Source organism: Pseudomonas sp. LLC-1 (assembly GCF_002992185.1).
In the GTDB taxonomy this organism is placed as follows: domain Bacteria; phylum Pseudomonadota; class Gammaproteobacteria; order Pseudomonadales; family Pseudomonadaceae; genus Aquipseudomonas; species Aquipseudomonas monteilii.
This window is the reverse complement of the sequence record NZ_LUVY01000017.1, coordinates 214,078-235,789: the sequence shown is the minus strand read 5'-3', so window position 1 is coordinate 235,789 and position 21,712 is coordinate 214,078. Positions and strand designations below refer to the sequence as shown.

At 63.3% G+C, this 21,712-nt stretch carries 15 protein-coding genes and 1 pseudogene; 12 read left to right on the top strand and 4 right to left on the bottom strand.

The features are described 5' to 3' along the window. The first annotated feature begins 330 nt into the window (after window positions 1-330). From A0O30_RS19535 to A0O30_RS19525, 3 genes are all read left to right on the top strand, one after another. On the top strand, window positions 331-1,950 hold the full coding sequence (locus tag A0O30_RS19535; RefSeq protein ID WP_105947607.1) for an NADP-dependent glyceraldehyde-3-phosphate dehydrogenase: 1,620 nt from the start codon (window positions 331-333) through the stop codon (window positions 1,948-1,950). Window positions 1,951-2,060: 110 nt separating this feature from the next. Further along, on the top strand, window positions 2,061-2,528 hold the full coding sequence (locus A0O30_RS19530) for a VOC family protein (protein WP_105947606.1): 468 nt from the start codon (window positions 2,061-2,063) through the stop codon (window positions 2,526-2,528). 63 nt (window positions 2,529-2,591) lie between these two features. After that, window positions 2,592-3,773, top strand: a complete 1,182-nt coding sequence (locus tag A0O30_RS19525; protein WP_105947605.1) for a hypothetical protein — start codon at window positions 2,592-2,594, stop codon at window positions 3,771-3,773. Between the two features lie 131 nt (window positions 3,774-3,904). On the opposite strand, the gene ilvA is transcribed toward A0O30_RS19525, so the two are convergent. Together ilvA and A0O30_RS19515 are read right to left on the bottom strand one after the other, a co-directional pair. Then, complete coding sequence (ilvA, locus tag A0O30_RS19520) at window positions 3,905-5,464, bottom strand: threonine ammonia-lyase, biosynthetic (RefSeq protein ID WP_105947604.1); 1,560 nt, start codon at window positions 5,462-5,464, stop codon at window positions 3,905-3,907. A 180-nt stretch (window positions 5,465-5,644) separates the two neighbouring features. Beyond that, entirely contained in the window at window positions 5,645-6,076 is a 432-nt protein-coding gene (locus A0O30_RS19515; protein ID WP_016713990.1) for a PACE efflux transporter, read from the bottom strand. Window positions 6,077-6,269: 193 nt separating this feature from the next. On the opposite strand from A0O30_RS19515, the gene nrfB reads away from it, so the two are divergent. The 4 genes from nrfB (at window position 6,270) to A0O30_RS19495 (ending at window position 13,516) form a co-directional block, all read left to right on the top strand. Then, on the top strand, window positions 6,270-8,444 hold the full coding sequence (gene nrfB / locus A0O30_RS19510) for a cyclic di-3',5'-guanylate-activated glycosyltransferase NrfB (RefSeq protein ID WP_105947603.1): 2,175 nt from the start codon (window positions 6,270-6,272) through the stop codon (window positions 8,442-8,444). Further along, window positions 8,441-11,446, top strand: a complete 3,006-nt coding sequence (locus A0O30_RS19505; protein ID WP_105947602.1) for a phage receptor — start codon at window positions 8,441-8,443, stop codon at window positions 11,444-11,446. Before nrfB ends, A0O30_RS19505 begins: the two co-directional genes overlap by 4 nt. Next, complete coding sequence (locus A0O30_RS19500) at window positions 11,446-12,285, top strand: DUF4434 family protein (RefSeq protein ID WP_105947601.1); 840 nt, start codon at window positions 11,446-11,448, stop codon at window positions 12,283-12,285. Before A0O30_RS19505 ends, A0O30_RS19500 begins: the two co-directional genes overlap by 1 nt. 139 nt (window positions 12,286-12,424) lie before the next feature. Next, complete coding sequence (locus tag A0O30_RS19495; protein ID WP_105947600.1) at window positions 12,425-13,516, top strand: diguanylate cyclase; 1,092 nt, start codon at window positions 12,425-12,427, stop codon at window positions 13,514-13,516. Here A0O30_RS19495 and A0O30_RS19490 read toward each other — a convergent pair. After that, a complete protein-coding gene (locus A0O30_RS19490) occupies window positions 13,491-14,789 on the bottom strand; it encodes an ATP-binding protein (protein WP_104834661.1) in 1,299 nt (432 codons plus the stop codon). The genes A0O30_RS19495 and A0O30_RS19490 overlap by 26 nt on opposite strands. 6 nt (window positions 14,790-14,795) lie before the next feature. Continuing rightward, window positions 14,796-15,497: a response regulator transcription factor gene (locus A0O30_RS19485; RefSeq protein WP_060710034.1), complete on the bottom strand. Its 702-nt coding sequence runs from the start codon at window positions 15,495-15,497 to the stop codon at window positions 14,796-14,798. 159 nt (window positions 15,498-15,656) lie between these two features. Here A0O30_RS19485 and A0O30_RS19480 point away from each other — a divergent pair, with 159 nt between their 5' ends. The 5 genes and pseudogenes from A0O30_RS19480 (at window position 15,657) to mobA (ending at window position 21,586) form a co-directional block, all read left to right on the top strand. Further along, window positions 15,657-16,832, top strand: a complete 1,176-nt coding sequence (locus A0O30_RS19480) for an efflux RND transporter periplasmic adaptor subunit (RefSeq protein ID WP_105947599.1) — start codon at window positions 15,657-15,659, stop codon at window positions 16,830-16,832. 11 nt (window positions 16,833-16,843) lie between these two features. Next, window positions 16,844-19,990, top strand: a complete 3,147-nt coding sequence (locus A0O30_RS19475) for an efflux RND transporter permease subunit (RefSeq protein WP_105947598.1) — start codon at window positions 16,844-16,846, stop codon at window positions 19,988-19,990. 43 nt (window positions 19,991-20,033) lie between these two features. Next, window positions 20,034-20,303: a hypothetical protein gene (locus tag A0O30_RS19470; protein WP_105947597.1), complete on the top strand. Its 270-nt coding sequence runs from the start codon at window positions 20,034-20,036 to the stop codon at window positions 20,301-20,303. Next, window positions 20,300-20,740, top strand: a pseudogene (locus A0O30_RS28240) (Fic family protein); the annotation flags it as partial. The gene A0O30_RS19470 and the pseudogene A0O30_RS28240, both read left to right, overlap by 4 nt. 261 nt (window positions 20,741-21,001) lie before the next feature. Next, on the top strand, window positions 21,002-21,586 hold the full coding sequence (gene mobA / locus A0O30_RS27880; protein ID WP_177410298.1) for a molybdenum cofactor guanylyltransferase MobA: 585 nt from the start codon (window positions 21,002-21,004) through the stop codon (window positions 21,584-21,586). The last annotated feature ends 126 nt before the right edge of the window (window positions 21,587-21,712 follow it).

The following is a 21,712-nucleotide window of genomic DNA, read 5'->3' as shown; positions in this document are numbered from 1 at the left end:
TAAGATGCCTGCAAACGCTTTGGCAAGCGGCTCCCCGCTAACTTTAGATCAAGTTTCATGGCGTCAAAATTCCTGCATGAAGTCCATACCCGACAAGCACTTTGCTATAACCGTGCCCGGTGCGCGCCGATGCAATTATCACTTCGCTATCAATTGATAACCCTTGATGCCGTCTTTGCATAACTGCCCTTGAATCCGAAGGCGGCCTGTCGACAAGCACGAGGGGCCATGTTGAGCCAGACTGGTGTTTTTTCGGCAGCCGGTGCATGCTCGTAGCTGAAGCGATTCACCCGGCTTGAAATCCGCCCCGCCAAGTGAGGTGCAGTACCCATGGACCGTCTGCTCGATTCACTCTTCCCCAACGCCGATAGCATTCCGCAAATCTGGCGCCTGGAAGCCCCCCTGGAACAACGTGATTACCTGGTGAACGGCGAGCTCAGACGCTGGGACGGCCCCCTGGCCACGGTTCGCAGCCCGGTCTGGCTCAAGGAAGGCGGCGAAGAACGCCAAGTGGTGCTGGGCAGCGCCCCACTGCTTGATGCCGACACCGCCCTTACCGCCCTCGACGCTGCCGTTCAGGCCTACGACAAAGGCCGCGGTGCCTGGCCGAACATGCGTGTGGCCGAGCGTATCCAGCACGTCGAAACCTTTCTGGCACGCATGCGCGAACAGCGCCAGGCCGTGGTCAAGTTGCTGATGTGGGAGATCGGCAAAAACCTCAAGGACTCTGAAAAGGAATTCGACCGCACCTGCGACTACATCGTCGACACCATCAACGCCCTCAAGGACCTCGACCGCCGCTCCAGCCGCTTCGAGCTTGAACAAGGCACGCTGGGCCAGATCCGCCGGGCGCCGCTGGGTGTCGCCCTGTGTATGGGGCCCTACAACTACCCGCTCAACGAAACCTTCACCACGCTGATCCCCGCGCTGATCATGGGCAATACCGTGGTGTTCAAGCCCGCCAAGTTCGGTGTGCTGTTGATCCGCCCGCTGCTCGAAGCCTTCCGTGACAGCTTCCCGCCCGGGGTGATCAACGTCATCTATGGTCGAGGCCGGGAAACCGTGAGCGCGCTGATGGCCAGCGGCAACGTCGATGTGTTCGCCTTCATCGGTACGCACAAGGCCGCCAGCGACCTGAAAAAGCTGCACCCACGCCCTCACCGCCTGCGCGCCGCGCTGGGGCTGGATGCCAAGAACCCGGGTATCGTGCTGCCCCAGGTCGACCTCGACAACGCCGTAGAAGAAGCGGTCACCGGTGCGCTGTCGTTCAACGGCCAGCGTTGCACGGCACTGAAAATCCTGTTCGTCCACGAGGATGTGGTCGACGCCTTCCTCGACAAGTTCCAGCGCAAACTGGCCGCGCTCAAACCCGGCATGCCGTGGGAGCCCGGTGTAGCACTGACACCGCTGCCCGAGCCTGGCAAGGTCGACTACCTCGACGGCCTGGTCGCCGATGCCACGGCCAAGGGCGCACGCGTGCTCAACGAAGGTGGCGGGCAGAGCCGCGGCTCATTCTTCTACCCGGCCTTGCTGTACCCGGTTAACCACGAAATGCGCGTGTACCACGAAGAGCAATTCGGCCCCCTGGTGCCGGTAGTGCCCTACCGCGACCTGCAAACCGTGATCGACTACGTGCTGGACTCCGATTACGGCCAGCAACTGAGCCTGTTCGGCAACGACCCGGCTACCATCGGCAGCCTGGTCGACACCTTCGCCAACCAGGTCGGGCGCATCAACATCAATGCGCAGTGCCAGCGTGGCCCGGACACTTACCCGTTCAACGGCCGCAAGAACAGCGCCGAAGGCACCCTGTCGGTGCATGATGCCTTGCGTGTGTTCTCCATCCGCACCCTGGTCGCCACCCGCTTCCAGGAGGCCAACAAGGAACTGATCAGCGAAATCATCCGCAACCGCCAGTCGAGCTTCCTGACCACCGACTACATCTTCTGACGGCCGCGCTTATAGGAAATCGATCTAGCGCCATTGTCGATTTTCCCTCTGTGCAAACGACTCTAAGCAACAGGGCGCCCTCCGGCGCCCACTGCGAAGGAGAGTCGAACATGGCAGCCAAACCCATCCCCGAAGGCCAGCACAGCCTTACCCCGTACCTGGCCATCAACGATGCCGCCAAGGCCATCGAGTTCTACAAGCAGGCCTTTGGTGCCATCGAAATGTTCCGCCTCGATGCACCAGGTGGCCGTGTGGGCCATGCCGAGCTGAAAATCGGTGATTCGTCGCTGATGCTGGGCGACCCCTGCGACATGGAGGGCGGCCTTACCGCCAGCCAGAAACTCAGCGGCGCAGGCGTGGGCCTGCACCTGTATGTCGAGGACTGCGACAAGGTCTACGCCCAAGCATTGGCGGCTGGCGGCACCCAGTTGCATCCGTTGACCGACCAGTTCTACGGCGACCGCAGCGGCACACTGAAAGACCCGTTCGGCAACATCTGGTTCGTCTCCACCCACAAGGAGGACCTCACCCCGGACGAAATTCGTGCCCGTGCGGCGAAGATGTTTGGCGGCAACTGAGCGGCAAGTTGAAAGCGGCGCGACTTTGCTTGAAGCTTGAGGCTCGTAGCTTGGAGCTGCTTCATGCGAATCATCGACAAATCCGCCGCCCAGGTGCGCAGCCTGACCCCCGCCGAAGAAGAGCTGCTGGTCGGCTTTGCCACCGGCAGCCTTGGCGGCCCGCGCCTGCTGCAGGCCAACCAGCTGCTGATGAAAGTGCGCAACGCAAACCAGTGGCTGGCCTGTGACTGCCGCAACGACGCCTTGCCGGTGCTCAATGTCACCCTTAACGGCAGTACCGGCACGCTGTTTCTCAAGAACAACCCGGGCACGGCAGAACACGCGCCGGGCTGCCCGTTCACCAAGGACGAGCGGGAGGCAGCCGAGCGTGAAAACGACCCTGCCCCACCTGCGGCCTGGCTGCCACCCGACACGCCGCTGCGCCTGATCGGCGACTTCCGAAGCGCCACCAGCAGTGCCAGCGGCGAAGGCAACGACCGCCGGGAACAACAGCGCCTGCTGTCGCTCCTGCTGACCTGGATCGAAACCAGCGGCCTCAACCTGTATGCCACCCACCTGAAAAAGGACCTGACCACCCAGTTTGCCGAACTGCGCAGCGTGGCCAGCCGGTACCCGCTGCTGGAGCGGGTGCCCGCCAGCAACTACCTGGAAACCCGCCTGGACATGAAGCACATGATGATGCTCAAGTCCCGCCTGCGCGAAGCTTCGGTGTTCGGCAACCACCGCCGCCACGGCTTGCTGCTGGACTGTGTCGACCAGATCAAAGGGCGCAAGCTGTTCAACAACCGTAATGAAGACGGCTTCGACTTCCAGGGGCATCACCTATATTGGGGCGGTAGCCGTACCACCGGGCCGCTACTGGCGCTGATGATCTACTCACCGACCAGCGCCGGCAGCCATTTCTATGAGCTGATCCATGTGGCCAGCGTACCGGTACTGTCCCGCGCCCACCTGTTCCCGGTGTACCGCGACGAAGAGCGCGAGCCGCTCAAGGCGCTGGTGTCGTTGATTGACTGGATGGCCAGCAAAGGTGTGAAAGTGCAAATGCGCCGGCCGGTGATCGGCGGGCAGGTCATGGATGAACTGGTGCTGACCTCCGACCAGGACCGGGTGTTGTCCGTGTCGTTGCTGGAACAGCCGATCGGGCCTGAGCCGGATGCCGAGAATTTCAAGCGTTATGCCGACTTCAAGAGCCTGGAAACCTTCCGCAAGTTCGTTGCCGGTTTCTTCATGCGCGAGCGCTGAAATCCCAGGGCCGCTTCGCGGCCCATCGCCGGCAAGCCAGCTCCCACAGGGACCGCGCAATGCTGAATAGCTGCGCAGTACTTGTGAGACCTGGCTTGCTGGCGATGAAGCCAGTACAGGCAGCCTCAAGGTCACCCTAGGAACAGCTTGTAAGCCGGGTTATCCGTCTCATCCCAATACCGATACCCCATCTCATCCAGCGCCAACGGCAACCCCGCTACCTCGTCCCCCGGCACCTCCAGCGCCGCGAAAACCCGGGCCTCTGCCGCGCCATGGTTGCGGTAATGGAACAGGCTGATGTTCCAGCGCTTGCCCAGCCGCTCCAGAAAGCCCAACAACGCCCCAGGCCGCTCGGGGAACTCGAAGCGCATGACCCGCTCATCCGCACCCGGTGCAGCATGGCCACCCACGGTATGGCGCACATGCAGCTTGGCCAGCTCGTTTTCGGTCAGATCCAGCACGCTGTACCCCTGCTCGCGCAGGTTGGCCAGCAACTGCTCACGCGGGTCGTGAACAGGGTGGGTCTGCACCCCGACAAACAAACGCGCCTCTTTGCCGGGGTAGTAGCGATAGTTGAACTCGGTGATCTGCCGCTTGCCCAGCGCCTGGCAAAACGCGCGGAAGCTGCCCGGCTGTTCCGGAATGGTCACAGCGATGATCGCCTCGCGCTGTTCCCCCAGCTCGGCCCGCTCGGCCACATGGCGCAGGCGGTCGAAGTTGACGTTCGCCCCGGAATCGATGGCTACCAGCGTCTGCCCCTGTACGCCGTCGCGTGCCACGTATTTCTTGATCCCGGCCACCGCCAAGGCGCCGGACGGCTCGGTGATCGAACGGGTATCGTCGTAGATGTCCTTGATCGCCGCACACAACTCATCGCTGCTCACGGTCACCACCTCGTCGACAAAGTGCCGGCACAGCTCGAAGCAATGGGCACCGATCTGCGCCACCGCTACACCATCGGCGAATGTGCCGACCTGCGGCAGGATCACCCGCTCGCCAGCGGCCATGGCAGCCTGCAGGCAGTTGGAGTCTTCCGGCTCCACGCCGATCACCTTCACCTCCGGGCGCAGGTACTTCACATAGGCAGCAATGCCGGCGATCAAACCGCCACCACCGACCGGTACGAAGATGGCATCCAGCGCACCCGGGCGCTGGCGCAGGATTTCCATGGCCACCGTGCCCTGCCCGGCGATCACGTCCGGGTCATCGAACGGCGGCACAAAGGTAGCGCCTTCGCTGTCGGCCAGTTTCAACGCGTGTGCCAGGGCGTGCGGGAAGCTTTCACCGTGCAGCACCACATGGCCGCCACGCGAACGCACCCCTTCCACCTTCAGCGATGGCGTGGTGGTGGGCATGACGATGGTAGCCTTCATGCCCAGATGCGAGGCTGCCAGGGCGACGCCTTGGGCATGGTTGCCGGCCGAAGCGGTAATGACCCCGCGCTCACGCTGCACACGGGTCAGGCGCGACAGCCGGGTGTAGGCACCACGGATCTTGAACGAGAAGGTCGGCTGCAGGTCTTCGCGCTTGAGCAATACCTGGTTACCCAGGCTGGCAGACAAGGCAGGCGCAGCTTGCAGGGGCGTTTCGATGGCCAGGTCGTACACCGGGGCGGCAAGAATGCGCCGCACCTGCTCCGACAGCAGTTGCTGGGGGGTGACGGCAGTACGCGGGACGCTGAAGCTGGTCATCGATGACTCCTTGGCTTTTTCAGTTTGCCCAGGAGTCAGAGAGAAGAAACCCGCCTCCAGGGCGGGTTCGGTGCACGTACGCGCTAGCCCGCCAAGCTGATAATGGCGGTAATAATAATGGCGTTCACGTGCGGGAATGTATTCATGGGGTAGGAACTTAGCCGGTAGCGCGGCACAAAGTCAACACTTGGCTTGCTGCGCCGAAAGCGGCACATCGAACACCTTGTCGAACCCCCACTGGAAGACAAAAGCGTAAACGAAGAAGAACACGAACAACGCCAGGTTGGTCAGCAGCGCCGCCCACAGGCTGACGTCCAGCCAGTACGCCACCAGCGGCAGCAAAATCACCACCAGCCCCCCCTCGAAACCCAGCGCATGCAGCAAGCGCCGCATGAAAGTGCGCTCCCGCTGATGCTGGCGCGCCTCCCAACGTTCGAACACCCAGTTGTAGCCCATGTTCCAGCTCATCGCGATGCCCGACATCAGCACCGACAGCACGGTCGACTGCGCCATGCCGGCACCGAACGCCAGCTCCAGCGCAGGCGCCACGCAGGCCACAGCGATGGCCTCGTAAAGAATGGCCTGGACGATCTTGCGCGCCTTGCCTTGCATGTTCAGCTCCCTGGGTAAACGACCTGTAAAACTACAAGATGTGGCCCACAAGAAAAAGCCCGAAATTTGGACAACCTCGCATTCGGCTGCTTGTATCTATCCCGTACAAACGGCGACATGTCGTACAACTTCGTCGAGGGAACCGAGCGAGGATAAAGACGATGGCATACTCCACCCTGCCGGTGACTGCCGCATGAGCCTGGCATTCATCGATTTTCTCACCTATGTGCTGTTCGGCCTGAAGATCCTGGCAATCACCCTCGCCTCGTTGATGTTCCTGCTCGGCCTGGACGACCTGTTCATCGACCTGTGCTACTGGGGGCGAAAGCTGATCCGGCGTTTTCGCATCTACGACAAGTTCGAGAAGGCCGACGAGAAACGCCTGTACGAAGTCCCGGAAAAACCTTTGGCCATCATGGTCCCGGCCTGGAACGAAGTGGGCGTGGTCGGTGAAATGGCGCGCCTGGCGGCCTCCACCATCGACTACGAGAACTACCAGATCTTTGTCGGCACCTACCCGAACGACCCGCAAACCCAGGCCGACGTCGACGCGGTGTGCCTGCACTACCCCAACGTGCACAAGGTGGTGTGCGCCCGCCCCGGCCCCACCAGCAAGGCCGACTGCCTGAACAACATCATCGACGCGCTGCTGCGCTTTCAGCAGGACGCCGGTATCGAGTTCGCCGGTTTTATTCTGCACGACGCCGAAGACGTGATTTCGCCCATGGAACTGCGCCTGTTCAATTACCTGCTGCCGAACAAGGACATGATCCAGATCCCGGTGTACCCCTACGCACCCGAATGGAAGGGCTTTACCGCCGGCCACTATGTCGACGAGTTCGCCGAAAACCACGGCAAGGACGTTATCGTTCGCGAAGCACTCACCGGCCAGGTGCCCAGTGCCGGGGTCGGCACCTGTTTCAGCCGTCGCGCCATCAGTGCGCTGCTGGAGGACGGCGACGGTATCGCCTTCGACGTACAGAGCCTGACCGAAGACTACGACATTGGTTTTCGCCTGAAGCAAAAAGGCATGAAGTGCATTTTCGCCCGCTACTCCATCAGCGACCCGGCGCTGACCCTGAAACAGGAATGGCGCCCGGGCATGAGCCGTGAGTTTTCCCAGGTAATCTGCGTACGCGAGCACTTCCCGCGCGACTGGCAGCATGCCATTCGGCAAAAGTCGCGGTGGATCGTCGGCATCGTGTTCCAGGGCACCAGCAACCTGGGCTGGAGCCGCAAGGGCGCGCTCAACTACTTCCTCTGGCGTGACCGCCGCGGGCTGTTCGCCTACCTGCTGAGTTTTCTGGTCAACCTGTTGCTGCTGGTGTTGCTGGCCATGTGGCTGGTCACGGTGATTGCGCCGGATTCGTGGCGCTTCATGTCGATCCTTAGCGACAGCTGGCTGCTCTCGACCCTGCTGTGGCTCAACGGCCTGATGCTGTTCAACCGCCTGTTCCAGCGCGGCTGGTTCGTTACCCGCTTCTACGGCATTGGCGAAGGCCTGCTGTCGGCACCGCGCATGATGTGGAGCAACTTCGTCAACTTCTTCGCCAACCTGCGTGCCCTGCGCCAGGTCATGGAGATGGGCGACTCGCGGCGCGTGGCCTGGGACAAGACCACACACGAGTTCCCCGCCATCGCCGCCCCTGCCCGCACGCCACTGGGCCAGCGACTGGTGGCCAAAGGGTTGATCAGCGACGAGCAGTTGCAGCAGGCAATCAACAGCCCTGTACGCCGGCGCTTGGGCCGCGAACTGCTGCTGCGTGGCTGGGTAAACAGCGAACAGTTGGTGGCCACCCTGGCCGAGCAGCTAGACATACCATGGGCTCCGCTGAACCCGTTCAAGCTCGAACCGCAACTGATCGCCAAACTGCCGCGTAAACTGGCCACGCACTATGGCGTGCTGCCGGTGGACGAGGATGGCGAGACGCTGATCCTGGCCAGCGAAAGCCCGGTCAGCCAAGTGTCACTGGGGGTAATCAGCCGTCACCTCAAGCGCCCGGTACGCGTGCGCCTGGCACCACAAGGCCGGGTAACCCTGGGCCTGCGCTACCACTACCCAAGCCCCTGGCAGAAGCCGGAAACCCGCGACATGCTGGCCACGCTCGCACGCCATCAGGACGACGAGGCGCTGCTGGAACGGGTCAGCCACCATCAGGTCATGCTCGGTACCCTGCTGCAGGTGCGCGGTATGGTGCCCGTCACCTTGTTCAACCAGGCACTGATCGACTTCGACCCCGAACACCAGAGCCTGGGCGAGCACCTGATCGCGCGCGGCATCATCACCGAGCAGGTGTTGCAGCAAGCACTCGACGAACAGGCCAGCGAACAGCAGGCTGCCCTTGACCTGACCCGGGAGGTGGCATGAAGCCGCGTTTTACTCTCACCTTCACCGGCCTGTTGCTGTGCTCCGCCGCACTGCCCGTCGCCGCCTCGGCACCGATGACCGATTTCCAGCGGTTCACCAGCTTTCCGTTCATGGACCGCAGTTATCGTGAGGCCAAGAAAGACAACTGGGCCGAGGTCGAGCGCCTGACCCGTCACGTGCTGGGCCGCGTGCCGAACAACGACGAAGCCCGCGCACTGCTGGTAGAAGCCCTGGCTCACCAACGCCGCTACAAGGACGCCGAAGCGCTGGCCGGACAACTGGACGGCAGCCCAGAATACGCCGACGCGCTGCTCGAACTACGCCTGACGTGGATCGAGCAGGACCCACCGCCAGCCAGCCAGGTCGAGCAATGGCTGGCCACCAGCGATGCCATGCACCGGGTGCGCCTGTGGCAGGCTTACAGCCTGAGCCTGGCCAAGTTCGGGGGTGCTGGCAAAGCGCTGGAGTGGCTCAACCAGCTGCCACCGCGCGATGATGGTCAGGTACTGCGCCTGGCCCGCGCCAACTTTGCCGAACAGCTGCGCAACTGGAAGGAAACCATCGAGCAACTGCAGCCGCTCGCCGACAAGGGCCAGTTACCCGCCGAAGACTGGCGACGCCTGGCCAATGCGTATATCCAGCAGGTGGACGAAAAAGGGCTGAACACGCTGCTGGCCAGCGCACCCTCCCCCCAGGCAGCCAGCCAGGCACGCCTGGCCATGGCCAACCGCGCCATTGCCGTCGGCCACAACCAACAGGCCCAACGCTGGTTGCAGTCGCTGCCGCCCGATCAGCTGAATCAGCCCGACCAGCGCCAGCAGCTGTGGGAGCTGGCCCGCGAAGGCGATGATGCGGCAATGGTAATGCGCTTGAGCAACGACCTGCAGCGCCCCTGCCTGGAGACCGTCGACTGGCTGTCGCGCCATGATCCGGATCTGGCCCGCGAGCAGTTCAAAGGCTGCACGACCACGGCCGATGCTCGCGCCTACGCCGTGCTCAAGCAACGCCTGTACGGCGACCCGCCACAGCCGCCGCAACCGCGTACCGCCAGCGAATGGGAAAAGCGCTACCGACAAAGCGGCGACCTGGCCGCGCTGGAGCAAGCCACCTTCCTGTTGGTGGAACAAGGCCAGGTGGTACACGCCCGGGAACTGCTGGAGCACGCCTACGACCACCGCCAAGGCCGCCTCAGCCCGTCGTTGCTGCAGCGCCTGGGCAACCTGTATGCACGTACTGACGGGCCGTTGGACAGCCGCCGCATGCTTGGCCTGATACCACGGGTGGATGCCAACACCCGCGCCCAGTTGCTCGGCCGCCTGGCCGAAGCCGGCCAGTGCGATGCCGTGCATCAGGCGATACCGGCCACCCCGAGCGAACCCGGCCAGTACCGCGCACTGGGCCGCTGCGCCATGCCTGACCAGCCCGGCGAAGCAGTGGTCTACTACCAGGCCGCCGAACGCTTGGGCGGCGGCGGCGATCGCCTGCCCTTGGCCTATGCCCTTGAAGCGGCGGGCGACTCCGAGGCTGCCCTGCCCATCTGGCGCAACGTCCCGGACAGCGCCTGGACCGACAACGCCCGCCTCACTGCCGCCCGTGGCGCGCTGAATGCCGGCGATGCAGAAGCTGCTCGACGCTACTGGGACGCCGCCGCGCACCACAGCGCTGATGACTGGGCGCTGGGCGCCGCCATTGCCCAGCGCCAGGGCGATTACCCGTCCGCCTTGGGCTTGCAACGCCAGGCCTTGGCCAGCAACCCACGCGCCGACCACTACTACGCGGCCGCAAGCACCGCGCAGCTGGCCGGCGACAGCGCGCAGAGCATGGCCTGGCTGGCCGAAGCGGTGCGCCTGGCCCCCGATCAGCCACGCTACCGCGCCGATTACGGCATGCGCCTGGCCGGCGCCACAGACAAGGCCCAGCGCCGCCAGTCGATCCCGTACCTGGAGCGGGCGACCCACGACTTCCCCGAGGACTACCGCCTCGGCGAAACGCTGGCCTTGCGCTACGACGAAGCCGAAGACAGCGCCTCGGCACGCCGCGAACTGCGCCGCATCCTCGATGTGGAGCAGAACCTGGTCGACGGTGACGACGAGTACGGCAGCCTGGAAGCCCGCAAATACCGCCAGCGCAGGGCCCACGAAGCCCTGTCACGGCGTGACACCATCACCCTGGCCAGCACCTGGTCGCCCGCCGGCACCTCGACCAACGACAAGTTCCTCGACAACGGCCAGCGCAGCGGCAGCTCGCGCCGCGCACAATCGCAGAACGTGCAGCTGGCCATGTGGGACCACGCCCTGGGTGAAGAGCCCAGCCGCAACGGCAGCACCCTCTCGGTTTATGGCCGGGTACTGTTCGGTGGTCAGAGCCGTACCGATTACGCGCAAAGCATGGGTACCGGCGTTGGCCTGCGCTACAAGCCGCTCGGCCAGGCCAACCTCAACCTGTACGCCGAGCTGTATCACCAGCGGCAGATCGACGAAGAACATTATCGCGGCCTGAGCCTGGGGCAGTTGTTGAGCCCGGCCAAGGTCGGCGGTAACTGGGGCGACCTGCGCCACAACGCCGAGTCGAGCAACGACCTGCTGCTGCGTGCCACTGCCTCGTTCCTCGATCAGGGTGACTGGCGCAACGACTGGCGGGTGGATGAAGACGACTGGAACGAGCGCTTCCTCTACCTCGACGCCGCCTGGTGGACACGCGCCGGCGACCATGCCTGGCTGTCGCGCTACCAGCAGGGGCATGCCTGGAAGCTACCGGGTAGCTCACCGCAAACCCTGATGCCCTACGGTTTTGTCGAGTTCTCCAGCCAGGACCCGAGCAACGACTGGCGCCAGGACGCCCGTGCGGGGGTGGGTGTGCGTTGGCAGTGGTGGTTCGATGACGACCGCTACAACGCCTACCGCGGCTCGCTGAAAGTGCGTGCCGAATACCAGCAGTCGCTGGGCGGCAATCTTTACGAGCGCGCCAACGGCGTGCTGGTCGGTGCGGAGATGACCTTCTGATGCGTACGATCCTCGCCCTCTGCCTGCTTGCCCTGTGCCTGCCGGCCACAGCTGACCAGCGCCTGTTCTACCAACCCCTGAACCGCGACGCCAGTATCACCCCTGCCCAGTGGCAACAGCTGTGGCACGCCACCGTGGCGCAGGGTGGCAAGACCCTGATCGTGCAGTGGAGCGCGTATGGTGACAGCGATTTTGGCGGTGCCCAGGGCTGGCTGGCAAACAGCCTGCGTAGCGCACGTGCCCAAGGCCTGCAACTGATCGTGGGGTTGTACATGGACCCGGCCTACTACCAGCGCCTCGACGAACTGGACGGCGAAGGGATGAACAGCTACTGGAAAGCGCAGCTGGGTCGCTCGCTCAGCCAATACCAGCAACTGCGCAACACTTGGCAGTTGCCGGTGGATGGCTGGTACCTGCCCATGGAGCTGGACGACCAGCATTTTCGTGAGGCTGAACGGCGCGATGCGCTGTACAGCCAGTTGCAGGCCTTCAACCGCCAGCTGGACAAACCGTTGCATATCAGTGCTTTTAGCGCGGGCAAGCTGTCGCCGCGGGTCAATGCTGCCTGGCTGAATCAACTGGCGGGGCTGGGCTTGACAGTGTGGTGGCAGGACGGCGCCGGGACCGGGCGTCTGCCTGCGTTGGTGCGCCAGGGCTATGAACAGGCCTTGCCGTGCCGGGTGGGTGTGGTGCGTGAGGCGTTCCGCCAGGTGAGCGCACCGGGGCAGGCGTTTCTAGCTGAACCGGCTGAGCCGAAGCTGAGTAGCGGGTGCCATGCCGAGGCGGTGTTTGCCTTGCGCTACCGGCCCTGGGCCCGAGGCGTGTTGCCACAGAATTGAGTCACCAGGCCCGGCCCTATCGCCGGCAAGCCAGCTCCCACAGGACCGCACAGATTTCAGGCACTGTAGGGTCCCTGTGGGAGCTGGCCTGCCGGCGATAGGGCCGGGCCTGGCAAAGCAGTACTCCCAGGAGCCCCCGATGTTCAAGACCATCGAAGCACACGTACGCCAGCAGGTCGCCCCCGCCGCCCTGCGCGCCGAATTCCGCCAGCACGAATTCGAGTCCATGCGCCCGTTCTGCCTGCTGGTGTTCTGCATCAGTATCCTGATCTGGCTGGTCTTCGACCTGATCGTCAGCTTCCTCGGCGGCCAGGGTTTCACCTGGCTGTCCTACCTGTTCATCGCCCTGCTGGGCTGCCTGACCATCGTGCTGCACTTCACACGCCGCAGCCATCACTTCGACGTGCTCAACCTGCTGTTCATTGCCGTCATCACCTTGGGCATGCGCCTGGTGATCGAAGGCATCCCGGTAGCCCTGCGCCCGGTGTGGCTGGTGCTCGGCGTCTCCACCGTGCTGTATGCCGTGTCGGTGCAGCCGGTGCGGCGCTGGTCGTTCTTCTGCGCCATGGTCATCACCTGGGTGATGCTCAACCCCTTCTACCACACGCGCATTGAACCGGACGCCCTCGAAGGCGCCATGCTCATCAGCTACGCCATTTTCCTCAGCGGCCTGGTGAGCTACAGCTACCTGCAAATCCGCAAGGCCAAACTGCACAACTTCTACCTGTCGAAGGTGCTGCTTGAGCAGGCTTATGTCGACGCCCTGACCGAAATCCCCAACCGCCGCTCGTTCATGGCCAAAACAGAGCAGCAATTGAAACTGGCGACGCCCGGGCAGTATCTGGCGATGGTCGACATCGACAACTTCAAGAAGGTCAATGACCGTTTTGGCCACGACGTGGGTGATGAAGTGCTCAGACGCGTGGCACTGCACATCAAGGCTGCCATGGCCGATTCCGGGTTTGCCCGATTGGGCGGTGAGGAATTTGCCATTTTTCTTGAGGGGCTGGACCAGCAAAGTGCTGAACAGCAGGTAGAGGCATTGGTACGCAGAGTACGTGAAGATGCAGGCACACACCCGGTAACCATCAGTATTGGCCTGGCGCAGGTGAACGCGGGCGATACGTTGACCATGGCGCTTATCAAGGCTGACCAGGCGCTGTATGAAGCCAAGCACACGGGCAAGGACCGGTTTGTGTTGTGGACTACCCGGCTGGCAGCCGAATCCTGAACTGCGCACCACCCAGCGCCGATTGCGCCACCGTCAAGGTCCCGCCCTGCCCCTCGATTGCTCGCCGGCTGATCGCCAACCCAAGGCCAAACCCGCCGGTGTTGCGATCGCGGCTGCGGTCCAGGCGGTAGAACGGTTGGAAAATCCGCTCGCGCTCCTCAACCGGTATGCCAATGCCGTCATCCTCCACGGTCAGCAGGCAGGCGCCATCGCCCTCCAGCCGCAGGCGCAACAACAGGCTTTCATCGCAATAACGCATGGCATTGCGCACCAGGTTCTGCACCGCACGCGCCGTCAAGCGCGGGTCCAGCACGAACCGGGGCAGATTACCCTCGGCCTGCACTTCCCACCGGATACCCCGGCCATCGAGTTCCTCGGCAAAACCACCGAGCACGCTGTCGACCAGCTCCAGCAACGATACTTCGACCCGCTCGCGGGCCTGGTCGGCATTGTACAGCCGGCTGTAGGACAGCAGTTCCAGCACCAGTTCATCCAGCTCACGCACATGCCCCACCAGTTCCAGCAGGCGTTTGCGGCTGGCCGGCGGCACTTCGTCGAACAGCAATACCAGGCCGAAATCCAGCCGGGTCAGGGGTGTGCGCAATTCGTGCGACACTGCATTTAGCAGCTCGCGCTGCTGGTTGACGTGGCGCTCCAGGTCGCTGGCCATGGTGTCGAACACACCAGCCAACTCACCAATGTTGGAATGCGGCGAAATATGCGTACGTTCGGCCATCTGACCCTGGCCCAGGCGCCGAGCGGTCTCCTTCAGGCGCTCCAAGTCGCGCCAGTGCGGCCATACCCAAAGCAGCAGGCACCCCAGCATGGCCGCACCGATCAGCACGGTCACCCCCCACGACAACACGTTGATGTCCAGCGGGTCTGGCGGTGAGTGCAGGCGCACCAGCCATTCCTTGTCCAGCGGTGCCAGCACTGTTTCGTAGTAGCCCCACTCGGCAATCCGCACCGCGTACAAACCATGCTCCAGGCGCGCCTGTTCTTCATCGCTCAGACCGGCCTGGTCCATGCGCAGCAGTTGCAATTCCAGCGGCGCGAAATCACTGGCCAGTTCTTGCTCCACGGCTGGCCACTGCTCGCGCGGGGCCTGGCGGAACTGGCGCACGATCAACGCCTGCACGCCCTTGGCCTGGTCCAGGTTGTAGGCCATGAAGCGGTCGCGGAACAGGCCGACAATGGTGTCGGGGATGAACAGCAACGCACCGGCGTAGGCAACGATGATCACCAGGTACAGCCGCACCAGGATCTTGAGCATGGTCGATCAGCACTCCCACTCGACACGGCTGAACAGGTAACCCTTGCCCCACACGGTCTTGATCTTGCGCGCTTCGCCGGCGTTATCGTCGAACTTGCGCCTCAGTTTGGAGATGGCCACGTCCACGGAGCGATCGGTGCCATTGAACTCGATACCCCGCAGTTGTTGCAGGATACGGTCGCGGTTCATCACCTCGCCCGCATTACGCGCCAGCACCACCAGCAGGTTGTACTCACCGCTGGACAGCTCCACTTCTTCGCCGCGCCAGCTGACCGTGCGCTCGGCCAGGTCGATGCGCAGCCCCCCGATCAGGATCAGGTCGTTGTCCAGGCGCGGCTCATTGATGCTGCTACGACGCAGCAGCGTACGCACCCGGGCCAGCAGCACGCGTGGTTCACAGGGTTTGGTCACGTAATCATCGGCCCCCATTTCCAGGCCCAATACCTGGTCATGGCTGTCATCACGGGCCGTCAGCATCAGGATGGGCAGGCTCTGCGACTCCTGGCGCAGCAAGCGGCACAGTTGCAGGCCGTCGATGCCCGGCAGCATCAGGTCGAGGATGACCAGGTCCGGCTTTTGTCGGCGGTACTCGTCCAGCACATGGTCGCCCCGGGCGATCACCTGGACATGAAAGTCGTTGCGTTGCAGGTAGCTGGCGATCAGTTCGGACAGGGCGCTGTCGTCTTCGACCAGGAAAATATTCGGCATAGGTGCTTGGGAATCTGGGTACAGGTGTACGCAGAATATATAACCCTACCGGCCCGGAGGATTGATCTTCACACTTTTTCACACTCACCCTACAGGTATTAACAGCCGTCAGTGCAACAGCTGCCGTAGCATATACCCGGTCATCATCGGAAGATCCGCATGCCTACTACCTTCCCCCCTCGCCTGCGCCCAGTGGCGCTTCTGGCGTTTCTGAGCTTGTCCCTGGCTGGCTGTGGCGACAGCGCCGAGCAAGACGAAAAGGCCCCTACCCCGCAGGTGCGGGTGGAAACCCTGCAATTGCAGCCGTTGGCAATAAGCAGCGAACTCAGCGGCCGCATCCTGGCACCGCGCACCGCCGAAGTGCGCGCACGGGTCGCGGGCGTGGTACTCAAACGCGTCTACCGCGAAGGCAGTGACGTCAAGCAAGGCGATGTGCTGTTCCTGATCGACCCGGCGCCATTCAAGGCCGACCACGACAGTGCCCGGGCCACCCTGGCCAAGGCCGAGGCCACCCTGTACCAGGCACGCCTGCAAGAGCAGCGCTACCGCGAGCTGGTCGACGACAAGGCCGTCAGCCGCCAGGAATACGACAACGCCAAGGCCAGCTTCCTGCAGGCCGACGCCGACGTGGCTGCCGCCAAGGCCGCCCTGGAGCGCACCCGCCTGAACCTCGGCTACGCCACGGTAACCGCGCCGATTTCCGGCCGTATCGGCCGTGCCCAGGTCACCGAAGGCGCCCTGGTCGGGCAAAACGAAAGTACGCCGCTGGCGACCATCCAGCAGCTGGACCCGATCCATGCCGACGTCACCCAGTCCACCCGCGAGCTCAACGCCTTGCGCCGCGCCTTGCGCGCAGGCGAGCTGCAGCAGGTGGGCGACGGCCAGGCCCGCGCCACGCTGATCCAGGACGATGGCAGTGCCTACCCGCTGCCAGGCAAGCTGCTGTTCTCCGATATCAGCGTCGACCCCAGCACCAACCAGATCACCCTGCGCAGCGAGTTCCCCAACCCGGACCTTGACCTGCTGCCCGGCAGCTATGTGCGTGTGCGCCTGGAGCAGGCCGTACAGCCCAAAGGCCTGAGCGTGCCGCAGCGGGCCATTCTGCGCGACAGTGCCGGCGTGCCCAAGGTGCTGGTGGTCGACGCGCAGGCCCGGGTCAGCGACCGCCAGGTGGTGCTCGGCAGCGCCCAGGGTGATCGCTGGGTCGTCAGCGAAGGCCTGACGCCAGGCGAGCAGGTGGTGGTCGAAGGCCTGCAACACGTCAAGGCCGGTGACCAGGTGCAGGTCGACAACGCAACGGGCACAGCGCCCATCGCACAGCACACCGGCCAGTGAGGGCCTGATTCATGCCGCAATTCTTCATCGACCGCCCGGTGTTCGCCTGGGTGGTCGCACTGTTCATCCTGTTGGCCGGCGCGCTGGCCATCCCGCAGCTGCCGGTGGCCCAGTACCCGAACGTGGCCCCGCCGCAGGTGGAAATCTACGCCGTGTACCCAGGCGCCTCCGCCGCGACCATGGACGAAAGCGTGGTCAGCCTGATCGAGCAGGAGCTCAACGGCGCCGACAACCTGCTGTACTTCGAGTCGCAAAGCAGCCTGGGCAGCGCCACCATCACCGCCACCTTCGCCCCGGGCACCAACCCGGACCTGGCCCAGGTTGACGTGCAGAACCGCCTGAAGGTGGTCGAGTCGCGCCTGCCGCGCCCGGTCACCCAGCAGGGTCTGCAGGTAGAAAAGGTGTCTACCGGTTTCCTGCTGCTGGCCACCCTCACCTCCGAAGATGGCAAACTCGACGAAACCGCGCTGTCGGACATTCTCGCGCGCAACGTGATGGACGAAATCCGCCGCCTCAAGGGCGTCGGTAAAGCCCAGCTGTACGGTTCGGAACGCGCCATGCGCATCTGGATCGACCCGCGCAAGCTGATCGGCTTCAACCTCACGCCTAACGACGTGGCCGAGGCCATCGCCGCGCAGAACGCCCAGGTCGCGCCCGGCAGCATTGGCGACCTGCCCACCCGCGGCACCCAGGAAATCACCGCCAACGTGGTGGTCAAAGGCCAGCTCAGCACACCGGAAGAGTTCAGCGCCATCGTCCTGCGCGCCAACCCGGACGGTTCCACGGTCACTGTCGGTGACGTCGCCCGGGTCGAGATCGGCGCCCAGGAATACCAGTACGGCACCCGCCTGAACGGCAAGCCGGCCACCGCGTTCAGTGTGCAGCTGTCGCCGGGGGCCAACGCCATGGAAACCGCCACCCTGGTGCGGGCGAAAATGCAGGACCTGGCGCGCTACTTCCCGGAAGGCGTCAAGTACGACATCCCCTACGACACCTCGCCGTTCGTCAAGGTGTCGATCGAGCAGGTCATCAACACCCTGTTCGAAGCCATGCTGCTGGTGTTCGCAGTGATGTTCCTGTTCCTGCAGAACCTGCGCTATACGTTGATCCCGACTCTGGTGGTGCCGGTGGCGCTAATGGGCACCTTCGCGGTCATGCTGGCCATGGGTTTCTCCGTCAACGTGCTGACCCTGTTCGGCATGGTGCTGGCCATCGGCATCTTGGTCGACGACGCCATCGTGGTGGTGGAAAACGTCGAACGCATCATGGCCGAAGAAGGCCTGCCGCCCAAAGAGGCCACGCGCAAGGCCATGGGCCAGATCAGCGGCGCGATCGTCGGCATCACCCTGGTGCTGGTGGCGGTGTTCCTGCCCATGGCTTTCATGCAAGGTTCGGTGGGGGTGATCTACCAGCAGTTCTCGGTGTCGATGGCGGTGTCGATCCTGTTCTCGGCATTCCTGGCCCTCAGCCTCACCCCGGCGCTGTGCGCCACCTTGCTAAAACCGGTCGCCAAGGGTGAGCTCCATGAGCGCAAAGGCTTCTTCGGCTGGTTCAACCGCCGCTTCGAAAGCCTGAGCAATGGCTACCAACGCTGGGTGATGCAGGCGCTCAAGCGCAGCGGCCGCTACCTGCTGGTGTACGCGGTGCTGCTGGCGGTGCTGGGCTACGGTTTCAGCCAGTTGCCCACGGCGTTCCTGCCCACCGAAGACCAGGGCTACACCATTACCGACATTCAGCTGCCACCCGGCGCCAGCCGCATGCGCACCGAACAGGTGGCCGCGCAGATCGAGGCGCATAACGCCGACGAAGCGGGCGTAGGCAACACCACGCTGATCCTGGGTTTCAGCTTCTCGGGTAGCGGGCAGAACGCAGCACTGGCATTCACCACGCTCAAGGACTGGTCCGAGCGTGGTGCCGACGACAGCGCCCAGTCGATTGCCGACCGCGCGACCATGGCCTTCACCCAGCTCAAGGACGCTGTGGCCTATGCCGTGCTGCCGCCGCCTATCGACGGCCTGGGCGAGTCTACCGGCTTCGAATTCCGCCTGCAGGACCGTGGCGGCATGGGGCACGCCGAGTTGATGGCTGCCCGCGACACGCTGCTGGCCAATGCCGGCAAAAGCAAGGTATTGACCAACGTGCGTGAAGCATCGCTGGCCGAAAGCCCGCAGGTGCAACTGGAAATCGACCGCCGCCAGGCCAATGCCCTGGGCGTTTCGTTTGCCGATATCGGCTCGGTGCTGGACGTGGCGGTGGGCTCCAGCTATGTCAACGACTTCCCCAACCAGGGCCGCATGCAGCGGGTGGTGGTGCAGGCCGAAGGCGACCAGCGTAGCCAGGTCGAAGACTTGCTGAAAATCCACGTGCGCAATAGCAGCGGCAAGATGGTGCCACTGAGCGCGTTCGTCCAGGCCAAGTGGGTCAGCGGGCCGGTGCAGCTGACCCGTTACAACGGCTACCCGGCGGTGTCGATTTCCGGCGAACCGGCAGCAGGCTACAGCTCGGGCGAGGCGATGGCGGAAGTCGAGCGCCTGGTCGCCCAGTTGCCGCCTGGAGCCGGCCTGGAATGGACGGGGCTGTCGCTGCAGGAACGCTTGTCCGGCAGCCAGGCACCGATGCTGATGGCGCTGTCGTTGCTGGTGGTGTTCCTGTGCCTGGCAGCGCTGTACGAAAGCTGGTCGATTCCCACCGCCGTGCTGCTGGTGGTGCCCCTCGGCGTACTGGGTGCGGTGCTGGCCGTTACCCTGCGCGGCATGCCCAATGACGTGTTCTTCAAGGTTGGCCTGATTACCCTGATCGGTCTGTCGGCGAAAAACGCCATCCTGATCATCGAGTTCGCCAAGCACCTGGTCGACCAGGGCGTGGATGCCGTCGACGCTGCGGTGCAGGCCGCCCGCCTGCGCCTGCGCCCCATCGTGATGACCTCGCTGGCATTCATCCTCGGCGTGGTACCGCTGGCCATCGCCAGCGGCGCCAGCTCGGCCAGCCAGCAGGCCATCGGTACCGGGGTGATCGGCGGCATGCTCAGCGCCACCTTGGCGGTGGTGTTTGTGCCGGTGTTCTTTGTGGTGGTGATGCGGCTGGCGGGGCGTGGCAACGCTGCTATTGAACATGAAGGCGTGGCAAGCGCCGGCCAAGCCGAGCAGCCGCACGGGTAAAAGTGGGTATGTTAATATTGCTGGCATCGGTGGAGGAGCTGAAATGACACAAGCCCGCGATGCCAGCATCAAATGCCAGGTCCTGGAACTTGCCAAACAGCATGGTGTAACCAGCGAGAAGGATCGTTTCAGTGATCTGGCAACGACCATTACCAACCTGGCGGGTGATGTCGTCAATCTTGATGACATCGAGAGAATGCTGGTTGCGCTCAAGAAGAAAGGCATTCTCACCAAGCGACAGATACTTGAGCTGGAAGCATGCTATCTGAACGAGTTGTCTGGCCATGACGCTGGGCAAAAGATCAGCGCATGATGTTCGATCCATTCGACGATTTTGAAACCGCAGGCTACTTGCGCAATGTCTTCAAGCTGAAAGACCCCGCTCAAATCAAGAAAATGGAGCATCTGGCGTTTGAATCCAGCCTGGAAGACGCCATTTCCCTGCTGTCGAGCTGTCGGCACATTACCTACCAAACCCTGCTTGAGCTGCATCATCTCCTGTTTGCGGATTTCTACCCCTGGGCTGGTAAGGACCGCGCCGAGCTGGCACCGAGGCTTGCGGTATTCAAGGGAACGGATAGCGATCCTCGCCATACTGTTTTCTGTCCACCCGACCAGATCCGGCACTGGACATCCCACGCACTGAAATTAGGCCAAGACCAGCAAAGGCTCAAGCAGCACCCGGGTGAGGTACTTGGGTTGCTGGCAGATGCTCACCCCTTTCTGGATGGTAACGGCCGAACGATACTGCTGGTTTTCATGGAGCTATGTCATCGGGCCGGCTTTGCCATCGATTGGTCTCGTACCACCAAGGACGACTACCTCGCAGCCCTGAGTGCTGAAATCAATCAGCCTTCGAAGGGCCATCTTGATCAGTATCTGAAACCGTTTTTGGTGAAGCTCTCTGACAGAAAGCAATGGCCAGACGTCCTGGGCGCTATCAAAGGGCTGGATGGACTGGATAAAGAGAACATCAGGTATGAAAGCCTGGACGACCCAGAGGTACAAGCGTTGTATCGTGGCTATCGCTCACTCCCCCCCTGCTCCACCCTCATCCTTGCCGGCGGCCGTGGCCAGCGCATGGGCGGCCGTGACAAGGGGCTGATCGACTGGAAGGGCGAGCCGTTGGTGGCGCATGTGCAGCGGGTGGTGCGGCCATTGAGCGACGACCTGGTGATTTCCTGCAACCGCAACCAGGAGGCCTACCGGGCGTATGCCGACCAGTTGGTGGGCGATGCCGAGGCGGACTTCCCCGGGCCGCTGGCGGGGGTGATTACCGGGCTCAAGGTGGCGCGGCATGAGTGGGTGGTGGTGCTGGCATGCGATGCGCCGAAGGTTGACCGTGCGTTGATCGAGGATCTGCTGCGGTTGGCGGTGGCGAATGACAGCGCGGCGATGGTGCGCCAAGGCGGGTATTGGCAGCCGATGTTCAGCGTGCTGCCACGGCGGGTGCTGCCAGTGCTGGAGCAGGCCTGGATGACGGGTGAGCGGAGTTTGCAAAAGGCACTGCTGCGCGAGGCGGTTCAGGGGCTGGAATGTGCCGAAAATGATCCCCGGCTAAGCAACTTCAACAACCCGGAACTGTTGCAAAACTAAGCACATGGCGCGGTCATTGTAGGAGCGGCCTTGTGTCGCGAAAGGGCCGCAGAGCGGCCCCAGGATTTCAGAATCGATGCATAAATTGCCGGGGCTGCTTTGCAGCCCTTTCGCGACACAAGGCCG